18 protein-coding genes are annotated in these 17,704 nt (G+C 56.0%); 14 read left to right on the forward strand and 4 right to left on the reverse strand.

From position 1 onward, the window contains the following. Positions 1 to 85: 85 nt before the first annotated feature. The 6 genes from E0L20_RS20210 (at position 86) to tusE (ending at position 6,321) form a co-directional block, all read left to right on the forward strand. Positions 86 to 829, forward strand: a complete 744-nt coding sequence (locus tag E0L20_RS20210) for a fimbrial protein (RefSeq protein ID WP_131635510.1) — start codon at positions 86 to 88, stop codon at positions 827 to 829. Between the two features lie 77 nt (positions 830 to 906). Continuing rightward, entirely contained in the window at positions 907 to 1,413 is a 507-nt protein-coding gene (locus E0L20_RS20215; protein WP_131635511.1) for a CS1 type fimbrial major subunit, read from the forward strand. A 71-nt stretch (positions 1,414 to 1,484) separates the two neighbouring features. After that, on the forward strand, positions 1,485 to 4,202 hold the full coding sequence (locus E0L20_RS20220) for a TcfC E-set like domain-containing protein (protein WP_131635512.1): 2,718 nt from the start codon (positions 1,485 to 1,487) through the stop codon (positions 4,200 to 4,202). Between the two features lies 1 nt (position 4,203). Further along, entirely contained in the window at positions 4,204 to 5,361 is a 1,158-nt protein-coding gene (locus E0L20_RS20225; RefSeq protein ID WP_131635513.1) for a CblD like pilus biogenesis initiator family protein, read from the forward strand. 10 nt (positions 5,362 to 5,371) lie between these two features. Further along, on the forward strand, positions 5,372 to 5,923 hold the full coding sequence (locus E0L20_RS20230) for a LuxR C-terminal-related transcriptional regulator (protein WP_131635514.1): 552 nt from the start codon (positions 5,372 to 5,374) through the stop codon (positions 5,921 to 5,923). Positions 5,924 to 5,991: 68 nt separating this feature from the next. Continuing rightward, positions 5,992 to 6,321, forward strand: coding sequence for a sulfurtransferase TusE (gene tusE / locus E0L20_RS20235; RefSeq protein WP_008499913.1), 330 nt, complete (start codon positions 5,992 to 5,994; stop codon positions 6,319 to 6,321). Here the strand turns inward: tusE and yccX are convergent. Further along, positions 6,318 to 6,599 (reverse strand): acylphosphatase, encoded by a 282-nt coding sequence (yccX, locus tag E0L20_RS20240; RefSeq protein WP_131635515.1) that lies wholly within the window; start codon positions 6,597 to 6,599, stop codon positions 6,318 to 6,320. The two genes, tusE and yccX, sit on opposite strands and share 4 nt — an antisense overlap. A gap of 93 nt (positions 6,600 to 6,692) precedes the next feature. Here yccX and rlmI point away from each other — a divergent pair, with 93 nt between their 5' ends. Both rlmI and hspQ read left to right on the forward strand, forming a co-directional pair. Beyond that, positions 6,693 to 7,883, forward strand: coding sequence for a 23S rRNA (cytosine(1962)-C(5))-methyltransferase RlmI (gene rlmI / locus E0L20_RS20245; RefSeq protein WP_131635516.1), 1,191 nt, complete (start codon positions 6,693 to 6,695; stop codon positions 7,881 to 7,883). 60 nt (positions 7,884 to 7,943) lie between these two features. After that, positions 7,944 to 8,261 carry a heat shock protein HspQ gene (gene hspQ, locus E0L20_RS20250; protein WP_010429359.1) on the forward strand — a complete coding sequence of 106 codons (318 nt, stop codon included), beginning with the start codon at positions 7,944 to 7,946 and terminating at the stop codon, positions 8,259 to 8,261. A gap of 33 nt (positions 8,262 to 8,294) precedes the next feature. Here hspQ and E0L20_RS20255 read toward each other — a convergent pair whose 3' ends face one another. After that, positions 8,295 to 8,708, reverse strand: coding sequence for a CoA-binding protein (locus E0L20_RS20255; RefSeq protein ID WP_131635517.1), 414 nt, complete (start codon positions 8,706 to 8,708; stop codon positions 8,295 to 8,297). Positions 8,709 to 8,881: 173 nt separating this feature from the next. Here E0L20_RS20255 and csgI point away from each other — a divergent pair, with 173 nt between their 5' ends. Further along, the gene (gene csgI, locus E0L20_RS20260; protein WP_131635518.1) at positions 8,882 to 9,544 is read left to right on the forward strand and encodes a curli synthesis inhibitor; all 663 of its coding nucleotides are present in this window, start codon (positions 8,882 to 8,884) and stop codon (positions 9,542 to 9,544) included. Positions 9,545 to 9,624: 80 nt separating this feature from the next. Continuing rightward, positions 9,625 to 10,083 carry a methylglyoxal synthase gene (mgsA, locus tag E0L20_RS20265; RefSeq protein WP_131635519.1) on the forward strand — a complete coding sequence of 153 codons (459 nt, stop codon included), beginning with the start codon at positions 9,625 to 9,627 and terminating at the stop codon, positions 10,081 to 10,083. A 57-nt stretch (positions 10,084 to 10,140) separates the two neighbouring features. On the opposite strand, the gene helD is transcribed toward mgsA, so the two are convergent. Continuing rightward, positions 10,141 to 12,195 carry a DNA helicase IV gene (gene helD / locus E0L20_RS20270; protein WP_131635520.1) on the reverse strand — a complete coding sequence of 685 codons (2,055 nt, stop codon included), beginning with the start codon at positions 12,193 to 12,195 and terminating at the stop codon, positions 10,141 to 10,143. Positions 12,196 to 12,318: 123 nt separating this feature from the next. On the opposite strand from helD, the gene E0L20_RS20275 reads away from it, so the two are divergent. Both E0L20_RS20275 and yccS read left to right on the forward strand, forming a co-directional pair. Then, a complete protein-coding gene (locus E0L20_RS20275; RefSeq protein ID WP_131635521.1) occupies positions 12,319 to 12,765 on the forward strand; it encodes a YccF domain-containing protein in 447 nt (148 codons plus the stop codon). 19 nt (positions 12,766 to 12,784) lie between these two features. Then, a complete protein-coding gene (gene yccS / locus E0L20_RS20280; RefSeq protein WP_131635522.1) occupies positions 12,785 to 14,947 on the forward strand; it encodes a YccS family putative transporter in 2,163 nt (720 codons plus the stop codon). Here yccS and E0L20_RS20285 read toward each other — a convergent pair. Further along, positions 14,904 to 15,530 carry a TfoX/Sxy family DNA transformation protein gene (locus E0L20_RS20285; protein WP_131635523.1) on the reverse strand — a complete coding sequence of 209 codons (627 nt, stop codon included), beginning with the start codon at positions 15,528 to 15,530 and terminating at the stop codon, positions 14,904 to 14,906. The genes yccS and E0L20_RS20285 overlap by 44 nt on opposite strands. A gap of 217 nt (positions 15,531 to 15,747) precedes the next feature. Between E0L20_RS20285 and sulA the strand changes: the two genes are divergently transcribed. Together sulA and ompA are read left to right on the forward strand one after the other, a co-directional pair. After that, positions 15,748 to 16,257 (forward strand): SOS-induced cell division inhibitor SulA, encoded by a 510-nt coding sequence (sulA, locus tag E0L20_RS20290; protein WP_131635571.1) that lies wholly within the window; start codon positions 15,748 to 15,750, stop codon positions 16,255 to 16,257. A gap of 355 nt (positions 16,258 to 16,612) precedes the next feature. Continuing rightward, a complete protein-coding gene (gene ompA, locus E0L20_RS20295; protein WP_131635524.1) occupies positions 16,613 to 17,668 on the forward strand; it encodes a porin OmpA in 1,056 nt (351 codons plus the stop codon). Positions 17,669 to 17,704 lie beyond the last annotated feature (36 nt).

The following is a 17,704-nucleotide window of genomic DNA, read 5'->3' on the forward strand; positions in this document are numbered from 1 at the left end:
GTTTCCCTGCCCTGAAGCAATACGTTAGCAGAGGGTGTCCCGTTGTGAATGCGCCGGGAAAGAACTCAACGCAGGCGGACCGAAAGTGAAACAGAAAAATAGTGTGAATAAGAAAACTGCCTTTTATATCGCCGCGCTGTCAGCGTCATTTTTCTCGGAAATGACAATGGCCAATATGAGCGTGTATCCCATGGAACTCAACGTGGACAGTTCCGGTGCGGCGCAAATAAAAGTGGCATCTAAAACGGATGATATTCAGTTCATTCGAGTGAGGCAAAAGAAAATTCTTAATCCGGGAACGCCGCAGGAAAAAGAGATTGACGTGGCTTCGTGGAAAGAAGGCGGCGTCGTGGTCACGCCCGAAAAATTCGCCCTCTCGGCAGGCGCAATGCGCGTGGTTCGTCTGGTATCTCTCACGCCGCCGGCGAAGGAGAGTACCTGGCGGGTCTATTTTGAAGGCGTGAAGCAGCCTGACAGCATTATTCCAGGGCATTCAGAAGAATCTGGCGCAACGGCAAAATTGGGGGTCAACGTTATATGGGGCGCGCTCGTCCATCTCGCCCCGGAAAAAAGCCTCGTTTCGCTGTCAATCGACCCGGCACGCGGGACGTTAAAGAACAGCGGCACGCTGCGCGTACCGCTCAGGGAGATCGGTATTTGTCAGTCGGATGAAACCTGCAAATGGGTGAAAGAAGACGCCACGATTTACCCGGATACCGAGCGGAAATTAAAAACGCTCGCGCAGGTTAAAGGCCAAAAATATAAATTCCGCTACTTCAACTGGGTGAAAAAGACCGCTGAGGAAGCTGATTTACCCGTCGTGCAATAACACGACGTCACTGTAAAAAAACCACGTGTGGTTTGTTTAAAGAGCCAAGGTGCTCATTTGTAAATATGGAGATATCAATGCGTAAATTAATTAAACCTCTGATGATTGCTGCCGCGATGACCACGTCCGTTAGCGTCCTGGCGATCCAGAAAGATATTACCGTCAACGCCAGCGTTGATTCGCAGCTGGACCTGACCCAGGCCGATAATACGCCTCTGCCGGCCAGCATCGATATGCAGTATCTGCCTGGCCGCGGGCTGGAAAGCTACCGCGTGAATACCAAGGTATGGTCAAACTCCGCCACCAGCAACGTCAAGGTTCGCCTGGTAAGCGCTGCACAGCTGAGCAATACGGAAGGCGATCAGGCCGTACCTATGACCGTGAAGCTGGGTGATAAAACCCTGACCACCGCCGATGCCGAATTTACCGGAACTGAACTGTTCCCGGGCAGCATTGAAAACGGTTCTGCGGTACTGCCTCTGACCATTTCTCAGACCACCAAAGGCATTCTGAAAACCGGCCAGTACAGCGGCGTTGTTAGCCTGATGCTGACTCAGGCGACCACCACGGAAGGCGGTGCGTAACACCCAGCACCTAAGGAATAACGTCAGAGGGTATTCACCCTCTGACGTCAGGATGATGTCGAGGCTCGTTCATGGCGTTTCACAGAAATACTCTCCTCTTTGTTGCTTTGTTACCCGCATCTATCCAACTCGCCTGCGCCGAGATGGCCGTTCCGGCAGGGTTTGAAGATCTCGCAAAAACGCAGCGCCTGTGGACGGAAGTCAGCCTGTACGGCGAATCGCTTGGCCTTTTTGAAACGGATATTAATCTTGAAACGGTGAGCTTTGTCGCGCCGGATACCGTAGTCGCGGCCATCAAGCGCCAGTTTAATGACGACCCTGCCCTGATCGCCACCGTCTCTGCCGCACTGGCCGTTCCGCTTGCCCGTAACGGCAACCTTGCCTGCAGCAGCAACGGCTCGGCGACGGGATGCGATTATATCGACACCCGGCGCGCGGCCATTATTTATGACGAAAACAACGCCCGTATCAGCCTGTTTTTGGACAAAAAATTCCTGCCAAAACCGACGGCGGAGAATCAGTGGTATCAGCCCACGCAGGGCACCGAAAATGCGCTGATACATCAGCAAAACATCAACTTTGTCGCCGACCGGGATTACCAGTCGGCGACGGTTCAGGGCAACGGCGCGCTGGCCGTCACGCAGGATGGCTACCTCAATCTGGACTGGACCTGGCTGGGCCAGCGTTCCCGCCACGAGCAACAGCAGGAAATGACCGTCAATAACGCCTGGTTCCGCCAGGATTTACTGCGTCAATATTATGTGCAGATGGGCGCGATGGATACGCGAGACCTGTTCAGCAACGCCGGGGGGAATATTACGCTCAGCCAACTTCCGCTGGGTAAAATTCGCGGCCTGCGCACGGGCTCAACTAGAGCATGGATCAACCCGGTTCAACAGTCGAAGGGAACGCCCATCACCGTGCTGCTTTCCCACGATGCCCGCATTGACGCACGCCGGGGCAACCAGCTGCTGGCGAGCTTTTATCTCAACGCCGGTGCGCAAAACCTGGATACCCGCGCGTTCCCGGACGGAAGCTATACCGTGACGCTGTCCATCTACGAAAATAACCGGCTGACGCGCACCGAGCAGGTGCCGTTTACCCGAACGGGCATTACGCCGTTTGACCGCGTCGAGTGGTTCCTGCAGGCGGGCGAAACGGACAATAGCGACGCAGACGAACAGCGCCGCGCCGTCGCGCAGGCGGGCGTGCGCCTGCCCGTCACGCCGACGCTGGCACTGACCAGCGGCGCAACGGTGATGAGAAACCAGCGCTTTATCGAAAACGCCCTCGACTGGAGCCGCGGCTTCAATGCGGGCCCCGTCGACGGCGTGTTAAGCACCCGGTTTAGCTACCTCTACGGCAGCGAAGGACAACGCGGCAATATTCAGCAAATCAGCTACAGCGATGGATTTTCCCTGAGCGTCTATCGCAACGCGCTGTCGGCGGACAATTGCAATACCCGCAGCGCGGGATTCGACGCGGTGAACGGCTGTTATCGCAGCCTGTCGGTGATGTTCTCCGTCCCCGTCGGTTCCTGGTATGCCAGCCTGGGGTATTCGGACAACCGCAACGAAGGGCGGTACGTCTCCCGGCGAGAGCTGCCGGACAATGACGATCGCCATGACGCGGGCCTGCCGTGGGAGTCGGTCTATATGACCCGCTCCCGCACGCGGGCCTGGCAGGGCGGTCTGAGCAACGCGTTTAGCGCCCGCGGCCTGAACGTCAACAGCAGCATCAACCTGTTCATGCGTCGGGATGATTCCCGCGAGGGCAAGGACAAAGGCGGCTACCTGAGCGTGAGCGTGTCGCTGGCGCATAACCGCCAGGGCGATGCCTCAAGCTATACCTCTGTGGGCGCGACCTGGCAGCACCAGCAGCGGGAAAAGAATCAGCTGAGCTATAACGTGGCGCATAACTGGTATGCCGACGCGCGCGGCGAGAATGAGTATGGCCTGAGCGCCTCGGGCATTAACGGCGATTCGCTCAATACCTCGGCCTACACGCGCCAGGGTGGGCGATACGGCAACGGAAGCCTGACGGTGAGCGACGCCTGGGATCGTCAGGAGCAGCGGCATACGCTGAGCAGCAGCGGTAACTACAGCTCTACCCTCGCCCTCTCGCGCTCGGGGCTGTGGATGGGCCGCTGGAGCGACGGGCGCCCTGCGTCTGCGGTCGCCGTGCAGGTCGCTACGCCTGAGGATTCGCAGGACCCTCGCGTCGCCGTGTCGCTGGACAACGGCGGCAGCGCGGATATTCCGGCAAACAGCCGCGCCATGTTCGCCGTGCCGGGCTATCAGCAAACCACGCTGACGGTGAACGAATCGCTGAATGTTTCCCACGGCGTCAGCAGTGAAATTACGCAGGGTTCGGGCAGTAGAACGCTGTTTATGGTGCCGGGCAAAATGCTGCGCCGGGACGTGCAAACCACCGCGAGCTACACCTGGCTCGGCCAGCTCACCGACGAGCGCCATACGCCGTTTATCGGCGGCGTGCCGCTGAACGTGAACGGCTGGAGCGATCTCGGCAACGGTGGGTTTAGCGCCCACAGCGATGCGCTGCTGCATAACCTCTACCTGGTGCGTCAGCAGCAGTTTTATCAATGCGCGCTGAACGTGAAAAGCATGCGCGACGTGGTGCGTTACGTGGGTTCGATCCCCTGTCGGGAATTGACCTTCTCTGCCCTGCCGGATGCCGTCCAGCAGCAGGCGCAGCTGATGCTTGCCGGACGTTCGGTGCCGACTGGCCCAACCGCAATGAATACAGAGAACCTTACCAAAGGGAAATGATGTGAATAAGTCTCTCTTAATTTTAACGATCTTTATCCTGTGGGCAGGCCAGGCGCAGGCGGGCGCCCCTGCCGGGCGTAATACCAGCGTGGGAATTAGCTACGATCGCTCCGCGCCACCGGCACGCTTTGACATCTGGGTGCATGAGCCGAGCGGCTACGATACCGCCGATCCGCAAAAATGGGGGCGAAATACCCTGACCTGTCGTTCCCGCACCGACCCCACCTACGGGGCCTGCATGACTGCCCCGGTCTGGTTTTCGGCAAACCCGGCTGCGCCTTATCCCATCTCGCTCCGTTTTACCCATGCCCTCACCAAAAAAACGGTGGATATCAAGGTGTACGGCGAACACCACATGTTTATCAACAGTAAAGTCTTTACCTTCGCCAGCTTTGTTACCGGCGGGACGGGCGATATCACCGCCTGGAACAGAGAGCCCTATTTCGATTACTACATTGTGAGAAGCGAACTGGACAAGCTCGCCCAGCCGGGCATCTGGACCGCCACGCTGAGGCAGGACCTGCGTCAATGGGGAAGCGCCGACTGCGGCGGGAACTTCAACGATGTGAACGTGGGATGCCCTGGCTATCTCAGCATCGCCACCTGGCAGGCGACGGTGCGTATCGAGGTGGTCGACCCGGGCAATCAGCAGATTTACCTGCCCGCATTTCCGCACTCGACGCCTATTGTAAACCTCAACCTGTCCAACTTCCCGGGACGGCCCGGCGGGAGTGAGATCCAGGGTGAAAGCACGGTGGATATGTGCCTGTACGACGGCAATAACAGCGCCAGCACCCGCGCGTACCTCCGGTTTGAGGACGACGGGCTCGCCGCGGCTGGCCGGACCGAGGGGGCGTTTTCAATCCGCCGTCGCGGTGGAAGCCAGACCGACGCGCGGGATCGTCTTGATTATCAGGTTTTTGTGACCAATCCGATCACCGGCGCAACGGAAACCGCTGCCAATGGTAAAACGCTGGTATGGCAAGGCACGAACGATCCGCAGCATCTGCGCCAGGTCATTCTGCCCGGCGGCCGCGAAAGCGTGCTTTGCATCCCCGCGCCGATCGTCCTGAAGACGCCTTCGTTTGCCGCCAGCAGCAAAAATGCGGGCGATTACACCGGCACGCTGCGCGTTATCTATACCCCCAGTACGCTATAACGAGGTCCCCGTGAGCTACGCTATTCTCGACAATAACCGTTTTTACGCCGAAGGATTGCGCTATGCGCTGCTGCGCCGTGGCGTTCCGCGTCAGGTGCAGAGCGACACCGTAAGGTGGCAGCCGTCGCTGCTCGCCAGGCGCGTTCTGGTCATCCGCTGTCGTTTCTCGGTTGCGGCCACGCATCAGGCGCTGATTAACATCTTGCTCAGGCTGGAAGCCGCCCGCTGGCAGGGCAGCCTTTATCTGGTCTGTAACGAAAAAGGCTGGGCGCTGGCCACGCACCTGCGTAAACGCTTCGCCACGCTACCGATTTACATCATCGATGACCGGATCTCCGTTGCGGATGCGGCATATTTGCTGGCTAAAGAGCCTCGCCGCGTCCGCAGTCTTGACTGCTGCCTGACCGGGATTGAATTCAACGTGCTTGATCTGATGCTTAACGGGCTGCCCGTGCGCCATATAGCCATCGTGACCCACATGTCGGAAAAACAGGTTTCAACGCACAAATGCAATGCCCTGAAAAAACTCAACGCCAACAACCTGCTGCAGCTGCTCCTGTAGGTCGCGGTTTATCCCCCCGGCCCTTTTTTGCTACACTGGGGCCGATATTTTTCACACGACAGAAGATTATGTTCATTTTTGCAGGCCAGGAAATTGAGACCGATAGCGAAGGCTATCTGAAAGATACGACGCTCTGGAGCGAACCGCTGGCGGAGAAAATTGCGGAGAACGAAGGCATCACCCTCTCCCCTGAACACTGGGAAGTGGTGCGCTTCGTGCGCGAATTCTATCTTGAATTCAATACCTCTCCCGCCATCCGCATGCTGGTCAAGGCGATGGCGAATAAGTTCGGCGAAGAGAAAGGCAACAGCCGCTATCTGTATCGCCTCTTCCCGAAAGGCCCGGCAAAACAGGCGACCAAAATCGCCGGACTGCCTAAGCCGGTGAAGTGCATTTAATAGCGAATACCGAAGTTTACGTATTCCTTGCCGGGTTGATGAGGTTCCGTTAAGACCTTGTCAACCCGCGCGCTACGCGGCCCGCCCGCCTTCAGCCACGCCACCAGCTTGTCAACCTGCTCCGCTTCACCACACGCCAGCACCTCCACGCTGCCGTCATCCATGTTACGCGCGTATCCCGTCAGGCCAAGCTGAACGGCTTCACGCTGCGTGCTGTAACGAAATCCCACGCCCTGTACGACGCCGTGAACCCAGGCAATGGTGCAGACTTTTGACATCTTCCTTCTCCTTATCCGTCTGGCGCGTTGCAATTCCCCACCGAACTCGGGAAAATGGCGGCCATTTCATTGGAATCGACAGAATAGCAAATTATGAGTGTACGTTTAGTGTTAGCCAAAGGGCGCGAGAAGTCACTGTTGCGCCGCCATCCCTGGGTGTTCTCCGGCGCCGTTGCCCGTATGGAAGGCAAAGCCAGCCTCGGTGAAACCATTGATATCGTTGACCATCAGGGGAAATGGTTAGCGCGCGGCGCATACTCGCCAGCGTCTCAGATCCGCGCCCGCGTCTGGACCTTCGATAAAGACGAAACCATCGACATCGATTTCTTCGTTCGCCGCCTGCAGCAGGCCCGCCAGTGGCGTGACTGGCTGGCAAAGCGTGACGGGCTGGACAGCTACCGCCTGATCGCCGGTGAGTCAGACGGTATGCCTGGCGTGACGATTGACCGCTTCGGCAACTTCCTGGTGCTGCAGCTCCTGAGCGCCGGGGCAGAATATCAGCGCGCCGCGCTGATTAGCGCCCTTCAGTCCGTTTTCCCGGAATGCGCCATTTACGACCGCAGCGACGTGGCGGTACGTAAAAAAGAGGGGCTGGAGCTGACGCAGGGGCCGGTCACCGGCGAACTGCCGCCTGCCCTGCTGCCTATCGAAGAGCACGGCATGAAGCTGCTGGTCGACATTCAGGGCGGCCATAAAACCGGTTATTACCTCGATCAGCGCGACAGCCGTCTGGCAACCCGTCAGTACGTTGCCGACAAGCGCGTGCTGAACTGCTTCTCCTACACTGGCGGTTTTGCGGTGTCTGCCCTGATGGGCGGCTGCGCTCAGGTTGTCAGCGTGGACACCTCCCAGGAAGCGCTGGACGTGGCGAAACAGAACGTCGAGCTGAACAGGCTGGATCTGAGCAAAGCGGAGTTCGTGCGCGATGACGTGTTCAAGCTGCTGCGTAAATACCGCGACCAGGGTGAGAAATTCGACGTTATCGTCATGGACCCGCCAAAGTTCGTGGAAAACAAAAGCCAGCTGATGGGCGCCTGCCGCGGCTATAAGGACATCAACATGCTGGCGATCCAGCTGCTGAACCCGGGCGGCGTGCTGCTGACCTTCTCCTGCTCCGGCCTCATGACGACCGATTTATTCCAAAAAATCATCGCCGATGCCGCAATAGATGCCGGTCGTGATGTACAATTTATAGAGCAGTTCCGTCAGGCCGCCGACCACCCGGTGATCGCTACCTACCCGGAAGGGCTGTATCTGAAAGGGTTTGCCTGTCGCGTCATGTAACTTGAAATGAGAAATATTGCCCGCACATAAGGTGTATGTAATGTTTCCCGGGAGGTGACTATGATTGCCAGCAAATTCGGTATCGGCCAGCAGGTCCGCCACACCTTGCTTGGGTATTTGGGTGTGGTCGTGGATATCGACCCGGAGTATTCCCTTGATGAACCGTCAGCAGACGAGCTGGCGGTTGACGCAGAGCTTCGCGCCGCGCCCTGGTACCATGTGGTGATGGAAGGTGACGATGGTCAGCCTGTTCATACCTATCTTGCCGAAGCGCAGCTGAGTAGTGAACTGCAGGATGAGCATCCGGAACAACCCACTATGGACGAGCTTGCTCAGACAATCCGCAAACAGCTACAGGCGCCTCGCCTGCGGAACTAAGCGTGAAAAAAAAGCCCGACGACCGGGCTTTTTTTATTTCGCCAGCCCAAGTCGGGGAATATCAATCGCCGGACAGCGATCCATCACCACGTTCAACCCCGCGTCGCGCGCCAGCACGGCGGCCTGCTCGTTAATAACGCCCAGCTGCATCCACAGCGTTTTTGCCCCAATGGCGATGGCTTCCTGCGCCACTCCCCATGCGGCCTCAGAATTTCGGAACACATCCACCATATCCACTTTTTCCGGCACGTCATTCAGCGTGGCGTATCCCTGCTGGCCCAGCAGCGTTTTGCCCGCCACCTTGGGTGAAACAGGGATAACGTGGTAGCCCTGATCGAGAAGGTACTTCATTACCCTGTAGCTTGGGCGATCCGGCTTATCGCTCGCCCCCACCAGCGCAATGGTGCGCGTGGACGTCAAAATCTCGGCAATATCGTTCTCTTTCATGGTCTTCCTCCTGGCTTTTTTAAAAGTGTACGCCAAAGCGCGCATCTCAACCATTCATCCCATACGGATGTATGAGGGCAAAACGGCAAAATATGTCTATATGTTAGTAAACATGATTTTCGAAAAATTTAGATACATTATTGCGAAGAAGGTTTTCCTGACAGGAGCACCCTATGAAAGCCGGCCTTGCCTCTGCTGTGATTGCGTTAGTGATGCCGATTTGCGTCTTTGCCACGACGCTTCGACTGTCGACCGATATCGATCTGCTGGTGCTGGACGGAAAAAAAGTCTCCAGTTCGTTACTGCGCGGCGCGGACAGCATCGAGCTGGACAACGGGCCGCATCAGGTCGTGTTTCGCATCGAAAAACCCATCCGCCTGGCTAACCATGAGCAGCGGATGTATATTTCCCCGCCGCTGATCCTCAGCTTTAACACCCAGCGCATCAACAAGGTCAATTTTAACCTGCCGCGCCTGGAAACGGACAAAGAGGCCGTCGCGTTTGACGCCGCTCCTCGCATTGAATTGCTGGACGGCGATTCAATGCCGATCCCGGTGAAGCTGGATATTCTGGCGATAACCCAATCACCGAAAGGAACAAATTACGAAGCCGATACGGAAAACTATAACAAGGCGAATAAGCGCGCCTCGCTGCCGCAATTTGCCACCATGATGGCGGACGACAGCACGCTGTTATCCGGCGTATCCGAGCTGGATGTTATACCGCCTCAGTCACAAACGTTAACCGAGCAGCGCCTGAAATTCTGGTTCCAGCAGGCCGATCCCGATACGCGAGCCCGTTTTTTACAGTGGGTAAAGCAACAACCTTCGTCGTAAGCCACATTTTTTTCTCCTTTCTCTTGCAGCATCAGGCAGTTCCCGTCATCGTGTGATGGGTTAATCTTACGGACACGCTTATGGAACTGACAACACGCACCCTCCCGGAACGCAAACACATTGCGCTGGTCGCGCACGATCACTGTAAACAGATGCTGCTGAACTGGGTTCGCCGCCATCAGCCGCTGCTGGAAAAACATAACCTCTCTGCGACCGGCACAACCGGCAACCTGATCCACCGCGAAACGGGCCTGGAGGTTAACGCCATGCTGAGCGGCCCGATGGGTGGCGACCAGCAGGTGGGCGCGCAAATTTCGGAAGGGAAAATTGATGTACTGATTTTCTTCTGGGACCCGCTGAATGCGGTTCCGCACGATCCGGATGTGAAAGCGCTGCTGCGTCTTGCTACGGTCTGGAACATTCCGGTGGCGACGAACCTGTCGACGGCGGATTTCATCATTGAATCACCGCAGTTTAACTCCCCGGTTGAGATCCTTATTCCGGATTATCAGCGTTATCTTTCCGAGAGACTGAAGTAGCTTTTTGCCGGGTGGCGGCTTCGCCTTACCCGGCCTACAAAATCTTGCCTGACATCCTTATGGTTTACGCGCTACCGGCACATCAATACTCTTCAGGATATCGACAAACACGGATGGCTCCTCTTTATTGAACAGCAGCCAGACGCGATGGCGCGCGCGGGTCATCGCCACGTACAGCAGGCGTCGCTCTTCCGCATCCGGGAAATCCTCGGGCGCCGGCAACAGCGCCTGCTCCATTATTGATTCGCGCGCCGGAGCCGGGAAACCGTCGCTCCCCTCCTTGAGTCCCAGCACAATGACGTAATGCGCCTGCTGGCCTTTGCTGGCGTGGATGGTCATAAAATCAAGCTGCAGCTTCGGCCAACGGGTGGCGGCCTTTTCCAGCGCGGCCGGTTTGAGATGATGATAGCGCGCCAGCACCAGAATGCGTTCATCGGGCTTTGCGTAGCCGCTGAGCTTGTCCAGCAGCGGCTCGAGCTGATCTTCTGCCAGCAGGGTAACCGCCTTTTTATCCCCCGGCGTCAGGCTGTTGAGCGGCTTGGCCAGCTGATGCGGATTCTGCTGAATAAAGCGGTTGGCAATTTCGCCAATCCGGGAATTGAAACGGTAGGTGGTATCCAGATCGCTGCGATCCCCCTCACCAAAATAGTGATGAAACGCAGTGGTCAGGGAGAGCTGCGCCCCGCTAAACCGGTAGATGGCCTGCCAGTCGTCGCCCACGGCAAACAGCGACGTGTGCTTATTTTGCGCCCGTAGTGCCGAAAGCAGCGCGGCGCGCTGGGGGGAAATATCCTGGAATTCATCCACCAGAATGTGTTTCCACGGGCTGACGAAGCGGCCTTTTTCGAGAATGATTATGGCCTGATGGATCAGGCCAGAGAAATCGACGGCATTTTCATCCTTCAGGGCCGTTTTCCAGGCTTTCAGCATCGGGGCCATCAGCTTAATGCGCTTTGAAAACGGATCGCGGATCGCCTCCGGCGCGTTTTCGATCATCTCTGCCTGGGAACCCCCGTGCATGCGCATCAGGCTGACCCAGCGGTCAAGGCGCGATCCCAGACGACGCGCCAGCTTCTCATCCTGCCAGAAGCTGCCCTCCGGTACCGCCCAGCCAAGCTCCTCCTCGAGCCACTGACGCCACCCTTTTGCCTGCGCCTTTTTTTCACTGCACTGCTGCCGCCACGTTTTAATGAACAGGGCCTGCCGCGCCTGGGTATCGTTTTCCAGTTTGCTTATGGAAGGAACTTTCTTGCTGCCCTGCTGAATGATATGCAGCGCAAGGGAATGGAAGGTTCTGGCGGCAATATCCTGGGTGTGCAGGCGTTCCTGAATACGTTCGTCCATCTCCTGTGCCGCCTTGCGCCCAAAAGCCAGGAGCAAAATCTGGTCGGCAACGGCCTCGCCGGTGGTCAGTAACCAGCCCGCGCGCGCGACCAGCACCGACGTTTTGCCGCTTCCGGCCCCCGCGAGCACCAGCAGCGACTGCTCGCCATTGACCACCGCGCGCGCCTGCGCAGGATTGAGCGGCGATGATTCGACAGTGCTGAAGAAATCGGCATAATCGGTGAGCATGGCGTCGGTCCACGCCTGATTGTGCGCCAGACGGCTCTTATCGATGTCGGTCAGCCAGGCCTGACACCGCTGCCAGGCGTCACGACAATTATCAAACTCGTTGAGACGCGTTGCGGGTAATGGCAACGCCGTAAGCGCCTGGCGGATCTTGTGCTGCAGCCCGGCGGTCTGTTGACGGGTCAGCCATTTTTGTTGCGCATTGCTCTGCGCAATATCGTCCAGCACCTGCTGCAGTACCTGCGCGGCAATCACGCTCATATCATGGCTCCACTGCTGCCAGAGCGTATTCAGATGATGATGGAAGCGCTGCGTTTCCGCCCACTCGGTACCATGGAGGCGCACAACTTTATCGGCGGGCAACACAAACTCCAGCTCGCCCCATACCAGCCCGCGCTTGCAGTGAATGGCGAGAAGCTGGTTAAACGGAATGAGGTATTCGTGGCGTTCACCCGAGACCTTCACCCCCGCGTTCAGGAGGACGACCTTGTCGTAAGGGTGCTGCGCCAGGCGTTTGCCCATAGAAGTTGCTTTCAGTTCCATATCCAGCCGGATCCATGAAGAGATAATTTGTCTGATAGTTTAACTGCCAGTTTTAAGGTGCTCCAGCCTAAAAAAACGTTACAATCACCAGGCGTTAATCATATCGAAAGGAACTGAGGGTTTATGCGTATCGTTCTGAATATTTTGAATTTTGTCCTGGGCGGTTTTGCCACCACCCTTTCCTGGCTCTTTGCAACCCTGGTGAGCGTCGTACTTATTTTTACGCTTCCGCTGACCCGCTCCTGCTGGGAAATCACCAAACTCTCGCTTATCCCCTTTGGGAATGAGGCTGTCCACGTTGACGAGCTGGAGCCAGAGAGAAAAAATGCGCTGATGAATACGGGCGGCACCCTGCTGAACGTGCTGTGGCTGATTTTCTTTGGCTGGTGGCTGTGCCTGATGCATATTCTGGCCGGTATTGCGCAGTGCATCACCATTATTGGTATTCCGGTGGGGATCGCGAACTTCAAGATTGCCGCCATTGCGCTGTGGCCCGTCGGGCGCAGGGTTGTTCCGGTTGAAGTGGCACAGGCGGCGCGAGAAGCGAACGCTCGCCGTCGTTTTCAGTAAATAAGGACTGGCCGCGCTTATGCTAAGCCCACTGCTACGCCGCTATACCTGGAACAGCTCCTGGCTTTATAACGTCAGAATTTTTATTGCACTATGCGGTACCGTCGCCCTGCCATGGTGGCTGAATGACGTGAAGCTCACCATACCGCTTACTCTGGGCGTGGTGGCGGGGGCGCTTGCGGATCTGGACGATCGTTTAGCGGGGCGACTTCGCAACCTTGTTATTACCCTCATCTGTTTCTTTATTGCTTCCGCTTCTGTCGAACTGCTTTTCCCCTGGCCCTGGCTGTTCGCGTTAGGCCTGACGCTTTCCACCAGCGGATTTATCCTGCTCGGTGGCCTTGGGCAGCGCTATGCCACCATCGCGTTTGGGGCCCTGCTGATAGCCATTTACACAATGCTGGGGGTTTCACTTTACGATCAGTGGTATCAGCAGCCCGTTCTGCTGCTGCTGGGCGCTATCTGGTATAACCTGCTGACGCTAACCGGCCATCTCATCTTTCCGGTGCGTCCCCTGCAGGATAATCTCGCACGCAGCTATGAGCAGCTAGCCCGCTACCTTGAACTCAAATCCAGGCTATTTGACCCGGATTCTGAAGAGGAGAGTCAGGCGCCGCTTTACGATCTGGCCCTGGCAAACGGCCAGCTGGTCGCAACCCTAAACCAGACGAAGGCCTCGTTGCTCACCCGCCTTCGGGGCGATCGCGGCCAGCGCGGCACGCGAAGAACGCTGCATTATTACTTTGCCGCACAGGACATTCATGAACGTGCCAGCTCTTCGCATGTACAGTATGCCGCTCTGCGCGAAAAGTTCCGCTATAGCGACGTCATGTTCCGCTTCCAGCGCTTGCTGTCCATGCAGTCCCAGGCCTGCCAGCAGCTGGCGCGTTCAATACTGCTGCGCACCCCCTACCAGCACGATCCGCTTTTTGAACGCGCCTTTAGCCACCTCGATGCAGCGCTCGACCGCGTACAGGCCAGCGGAACGTCGCCGGAACAGATCAAAGCGCTGGGTTTTCTGCTCAATAACCTACGGGCGATAGACGCTCAGCTGGCTACCATTGAGTCCGAGCAGGCAATGGCACTTCCGCGTAATGATGCGGAAAATCAGCTTGCCGATGACAGCGTGCACAGCGCTAGCGATATGTGGTTACGCTTGAGCCGCAACTTTACGCCGGAATCGGCCCTCTTCCGCCACGCGGTAAGAATGTCCCTGGTGCTCTGCGTGGGGTACGCCTTTATCCAGATTACCGGGTTGCATCACGGCTACTGGATCTTGCTGACCAGCCTGTTTGTCTGCCAGCCAAACTATAACGCCACCCGTCACCGCCTTGCGCTGCGTATTATCGGTACGCTGGTGGGGGTTGCGATCGGGCTACCGGTACTCTATTTCGTGCCGTCCATCGAAGGACAGCTTATCCTGATCGTGATTACCGGCGTGCTGTTCTTCGCCTTTCGCAACGTCCAGTATGCGCATGCAACGATGTTCATCACGCTTCTGGTTTTGCTCTGTTTTAATCTGCTAGGTGAGGGTTTTGAAGTCGCTCTTCCCCGAGTGATCGATACGCTGCTCGGCTGCGCGATCGCATGGGCGGCGGTAAGCTTTATCTGGCCAGACTGGCGTTTTCGCAATCTACCGCGCGTGCTGGACCGGGCAATGAATGCCAACTGCAGATACCTTGACGCCATCCTGGAACAGTATCATCAGGGGCGCGATAACCGCCTGGCGTACCGCATTGCCCGCCGGGATGCCCATAACAGTGATGCTGAACTGGCGTCGGTTGTCTCTAACATGTCTACGGAACCTCGTGCTACAGCAGACATTCGAGAGACGGCCTTCCGCCTGCTCTGCCTGAATCATACGTTTACAAGCTACATCTCCACGCTTGGAGCACACCGGGAAAAACTCACCAACCCGGGCATTCTCGCCTTGTTGGATGACGCCGTCTGTTACGTCGATGATGCGCTTCATCATCTGCCAGCCGACGAGCCGCGCGTTCAGCATGCACTTGATGAACTGGCACAACGCATTGCGCATCTTGATCCGGGTAACGACAGCAAAGCGCCACTGGTTCTTCAGCAGATTGGCCTGCTTATCGCTCTGCTGCCAGAAATTTGCCGACTGCAGCAGCAAATCGCTACCTGGAGGAGTGATTTTCCTGCAGATCGGGCAGCGCGTTAAGCCACTCGGTTAGCTCCTGGCGAATCAGCGCCGGGAGCGCCGCCTCATGCAGCCCTTCTATTGCCCCCTCAAGCGCAAACAGAATTTTCATACTTAGCGCTTTGTTTTTTGCCCGCATTTTCAGCCAGCTCTCTCTCGCACCCAGCTGCCGCAACGTCTCTTCGTTGGTGATCCCGGCCTCACAGAGCAAAACCTCCAGTTGAAACGTCAGGTTGGGCAGATCTTTGAGCCGATTGCGCTGATGCCGCTGATAGCGCTCTTTTCTTGCCGCATCGAGTGCAAATGACGAAAGCTGAAGCAGTCTTTGCCTGTCCTGCCAGAGGCCGTCATCGACGCGATAATAATTAAGCAGCACCGGGCGCCCCCGCTTCATGAGGGTCAGGAAAGAGGAAGCATGCTTTACACAGTATTTTGCGCTTTCTTCGCAGGCTCGCAGGTAGAGTTCGCCATCTGACACCATTGCGAAAACCGCATCATCCACGGCCAGGGTATAGCCACCGAAAAGCGCACGATGGTGGATTTCACCCAACGGGGACAGGTATTCTTGCGACTTATAAATCCGTTCATAAGATATCTTTTTCATAATAATTCCTAAAAAAATCATACAATAACAGCAGAATTTCTTACTAGCGGATCCGTTAGCAGGAAAATAGGCAACTTATTGCCAATGAGCAAGATGATTTTTTCAGGGAAGCCAATAATGAACGAATTTTGCGAGTCGCTTTCCGAAAATGAAGTTGATCTTTAGGCATACAGGGGTTACTGTATATTCATACAGTAACTACAGGGCTGGAATGAATATGTACACTTCAGGCTATGCAAATCGCTCAACATCTTTCTCTACTACCGCTGACGGTGTTGCGCAGAAATCCGTCGGGCGCCTCTCGACGGGTCTTATCAGTGAAGTGGTTTATCGTGAAGACCAGCCTCTGTTAACCCAACTTCTGTTACTGCCGTTATTACAACAGCTTGGCCAGCAGTCACGCTGGCAGCTCTGGCTGACGCCGCAGCAAAAATTGAGCCGGGAATGGGTTCAGTCTGCGGGCCTGCCGCTGACGAAAGTTATGCAAATTAACCAACTCTCGCCGTGCGATACGGTTGAATCAATGATCCGCGCCTTGCGCACCGGAAATTACAGCGTCGTGATTGGATGGTTGCCTGAGGAGTTAACGGAAGAGGAACATTTTCGTCTGACTGAAGCAGCGGAAGAAGGACATGCGATCGGGTTCATCATGCGTCCGGTTCACCCAGATTCATATCGCAAAGGACAACGTTCTGGCCTAAAAATTCACTCAAATTTGTATCATTGAGCAAATTTAAGAGTTTTCCTGGAATTTTTTTTGACCACAGGAAGTGGAATTAGTTCCCGTCGCCAAAACTGCGGAAAGGCTTGTCTGGTGCGGTTCCTCTTAATTTTACTGCACAAATTCTGTTCGAAAAATGTTAAATAATAGGTATACGGAACTTTTTTTTTCATATGCCTGACGGAGTTCACACTTGTAAGTTTTCAGCTACGTTGTAGACTTTACATCGCCAGGGGTGCTCGGCCTAAGCCGAAGATATCGGTAGATTTATATTTGACCACGCCCCCCGGTGAAGGATTTAACCGTGATTTCTCGAAAGAGATCTTCATGGCAAATTTTGGATGATAACGAGGCGCAAAAAATGAAAAAGACAGCTATCGCGATTGCAGTGGCACTGGCTGGCTTCGCTACCGTAGCGCAGGCCGCTCCGAAAGATAATACCTGGTATGCAGGTGGTAAACTGGGCTGGTCTCAGTTCCATGACACCGGCTGGTACAACAGCGAACTGAACAACGATGGCCCTACTCATGAGAGCCAGCTTGGTGCAGGTGCGTTCGGTGGCTATCAGGTTAACCCGTATGTTGGCTTTGAAATGGGTTACGACTGGTTAGGTCGTATGCCATACAAAGGCAACAACACCAATGGCGCTTTCAAAGCTCAGGGTGTTCAGCTGACCGCTAAACTGGGTTACCCAGTAACTGACGATCTGGACGTGTACACCCGTCTGGGCGGCATGGTATGGCGTGCAGACTCTAGCAACAATGTTGCTGGCGACAACCACGACACCGGTGTTTCCCCAGTATTCGCTGGTGGCGTTGAGTGGGCTATGACCCGTGACATCGCTACCCGTCTGGAATACCAGTGGGTTAACAACATCGGCGACGGCAACACCGTTGGTGTTCGTCCAGACAACGGCATGCTGAGCGTAGGTGTTTCCTACCGCTTCGGCCAGCAGGAAGATGCAGCGCCAATCGTTGCTCCAGCGCCGGCTCCAGCTCCAGAAGTACAGACCAAGCACTTCACTCTGAAGTCTGACGTTCTGTTCAACTTCAACAAAGCTACCCTGAAACCAGAAGGTCAGCAGGCACTGGATCAGCTGTACACCCAGCTGAGCAACCTGGATCCTAAAGATGGTTCTGTAGTGGTTCTGGGCTTCACCGACCGTATCGGTTCTGACGCTTACAACCAGAAACTGTCTGAGAAACGTGCTCAGTCCGTTGTTGATTACCTGGTATCTAAAGGTATCCCAGCTAACAAGATCTCCCCACGCGGTATGGGCGAATCTAACCCAGTTACTGGCAACACCTGTGACAACGTGAAAGCTCGCGCTGCACTGATCGACTGCCTGGCTCCAGATCGTCGCGTAGAGATCGAAGTTAAAGGCATCAAAGACGTTGTAACTCAGCCAGCGGCATAAGTTATCGTCTTATAAAAAAACCCCGCTATGCGGGGT

This window comes from Enterobacter wuhouensis, assembly GCF_004331265.1.
GTDB lineage: Bacteria > Pseudomonadota > Gammaproteobacteria > Enterobacterales > Enterobacteriaceae > Enterobacter > Enterobacter wuhouensis.

What these genes read in the sequence shown, in the direction of transcription:
- E0L20_RS20215 (WP_131635511.1), top strand. Translation starts at nt 907, where the DNA reads ATGCGTAAATTAATTAAACCTCTGATGATTGCTGCCGCGATGACCACG.
- E0L20_RS20220 (WP_131635512.1), top strand. Translation starts at nt 1,485, where the DNA reads ATGGCGTTTCACAGAAATACTCTCCTCTTTGTTGCTTTGTTACCCGCA.
- tusE (WP_008499913.1), top strand. Translation starts at nt 5,992, where the DNA reads ATGTTCATTTTTGCAGGCCAGGAAATTGAGACCGATAGCGAAGGCTAT.
- yccX (WP_131635515.1), bottom strand. Translation starts at nt 6,599, where the DNA reads ATGTCAAAAGTCTGCACCATTGCCTGGGTTCACGGCGTCGTACAGGGC.
- rlmI (WP_131635516.1), top strand. Translation starts at nt 6,693, where the DNA reads ATGAGTGTACGTTTAGTGTTAGCCAAAGGGCGCGAGAAGTCACTGTTG.
- hspQ (WP_010429359.1), top strand. Translation starts at nt 7,944, where the DNA reads ATGATTGCCAGCAAATTCGGTATCGGCCAGCAGGTCCGCCACACCTTG.
- E0L20_RS20255 (WP_131635517.1), bottom strand. Translation starts at nt 8,708, where the DNA reads ATGAAAGAGAACGATATTGCCGAGATTTTGACGTCCACGCGCACCATT.
- csgI (WP_131635518.1), top strand. Translation starts at nt 8,882, where the DNA reads ATGAAAGCCGGCCTTGCCTCTGCTGTGATTGCGTTAGTGATGCCGATT.
- mgsA (WP_131635519.1), top strand. Translation starts at nt 9,625, where the DNA reads ATGGAACTGACAACACGCACCCTCCCGGAACGCAAACACATTGCGCTG.
- helD (WP_131635520.1), bottom strand. Translation starts at nt 12,195, where the DNA reads ATGGAACTGAAAGCAACTTCTATGGGCAAACGCCTGGCGCAGCACCCT.
- E0L20_RS20275 (WP_131635521.1), top strand. Translation starts at nt 12,319, where the DNA reads ATGCGTATCGTTCTGAATATTTTGAATTTTGTCCTGGGCGGTTTTGCC.
- yccS (WP_131635522.1), top strand. Translation starts at nt 12,785, where the DNA reads ATGCTAAGCCCACTGCTACGCCGCTATACCTGGAACAGCTCCTGGCTT.
- E0L20_RS20285 (WP_131635523.1), bottom strand. Translation starts at nt 15,530, where the DNA reads ATGAAAAAGATATCTTATGAACGGATTTATAAGTCGCAAGAATACCTG.
- sulA (WP_131635571.1), top strand. Translation starts at nt 15,748, where the DNA reads ATGTACACTTCAGGCTATGCAAATCGCTCAACATCTTTCTCTACTACC.
- ompA (WP_131635524.1), top strand. Translation starts at nt 16,613, where the DNA reads ATGAAAAAGACAGCTATCGCGATTGCAGTGGCACTGGCTGGCTTCGCT.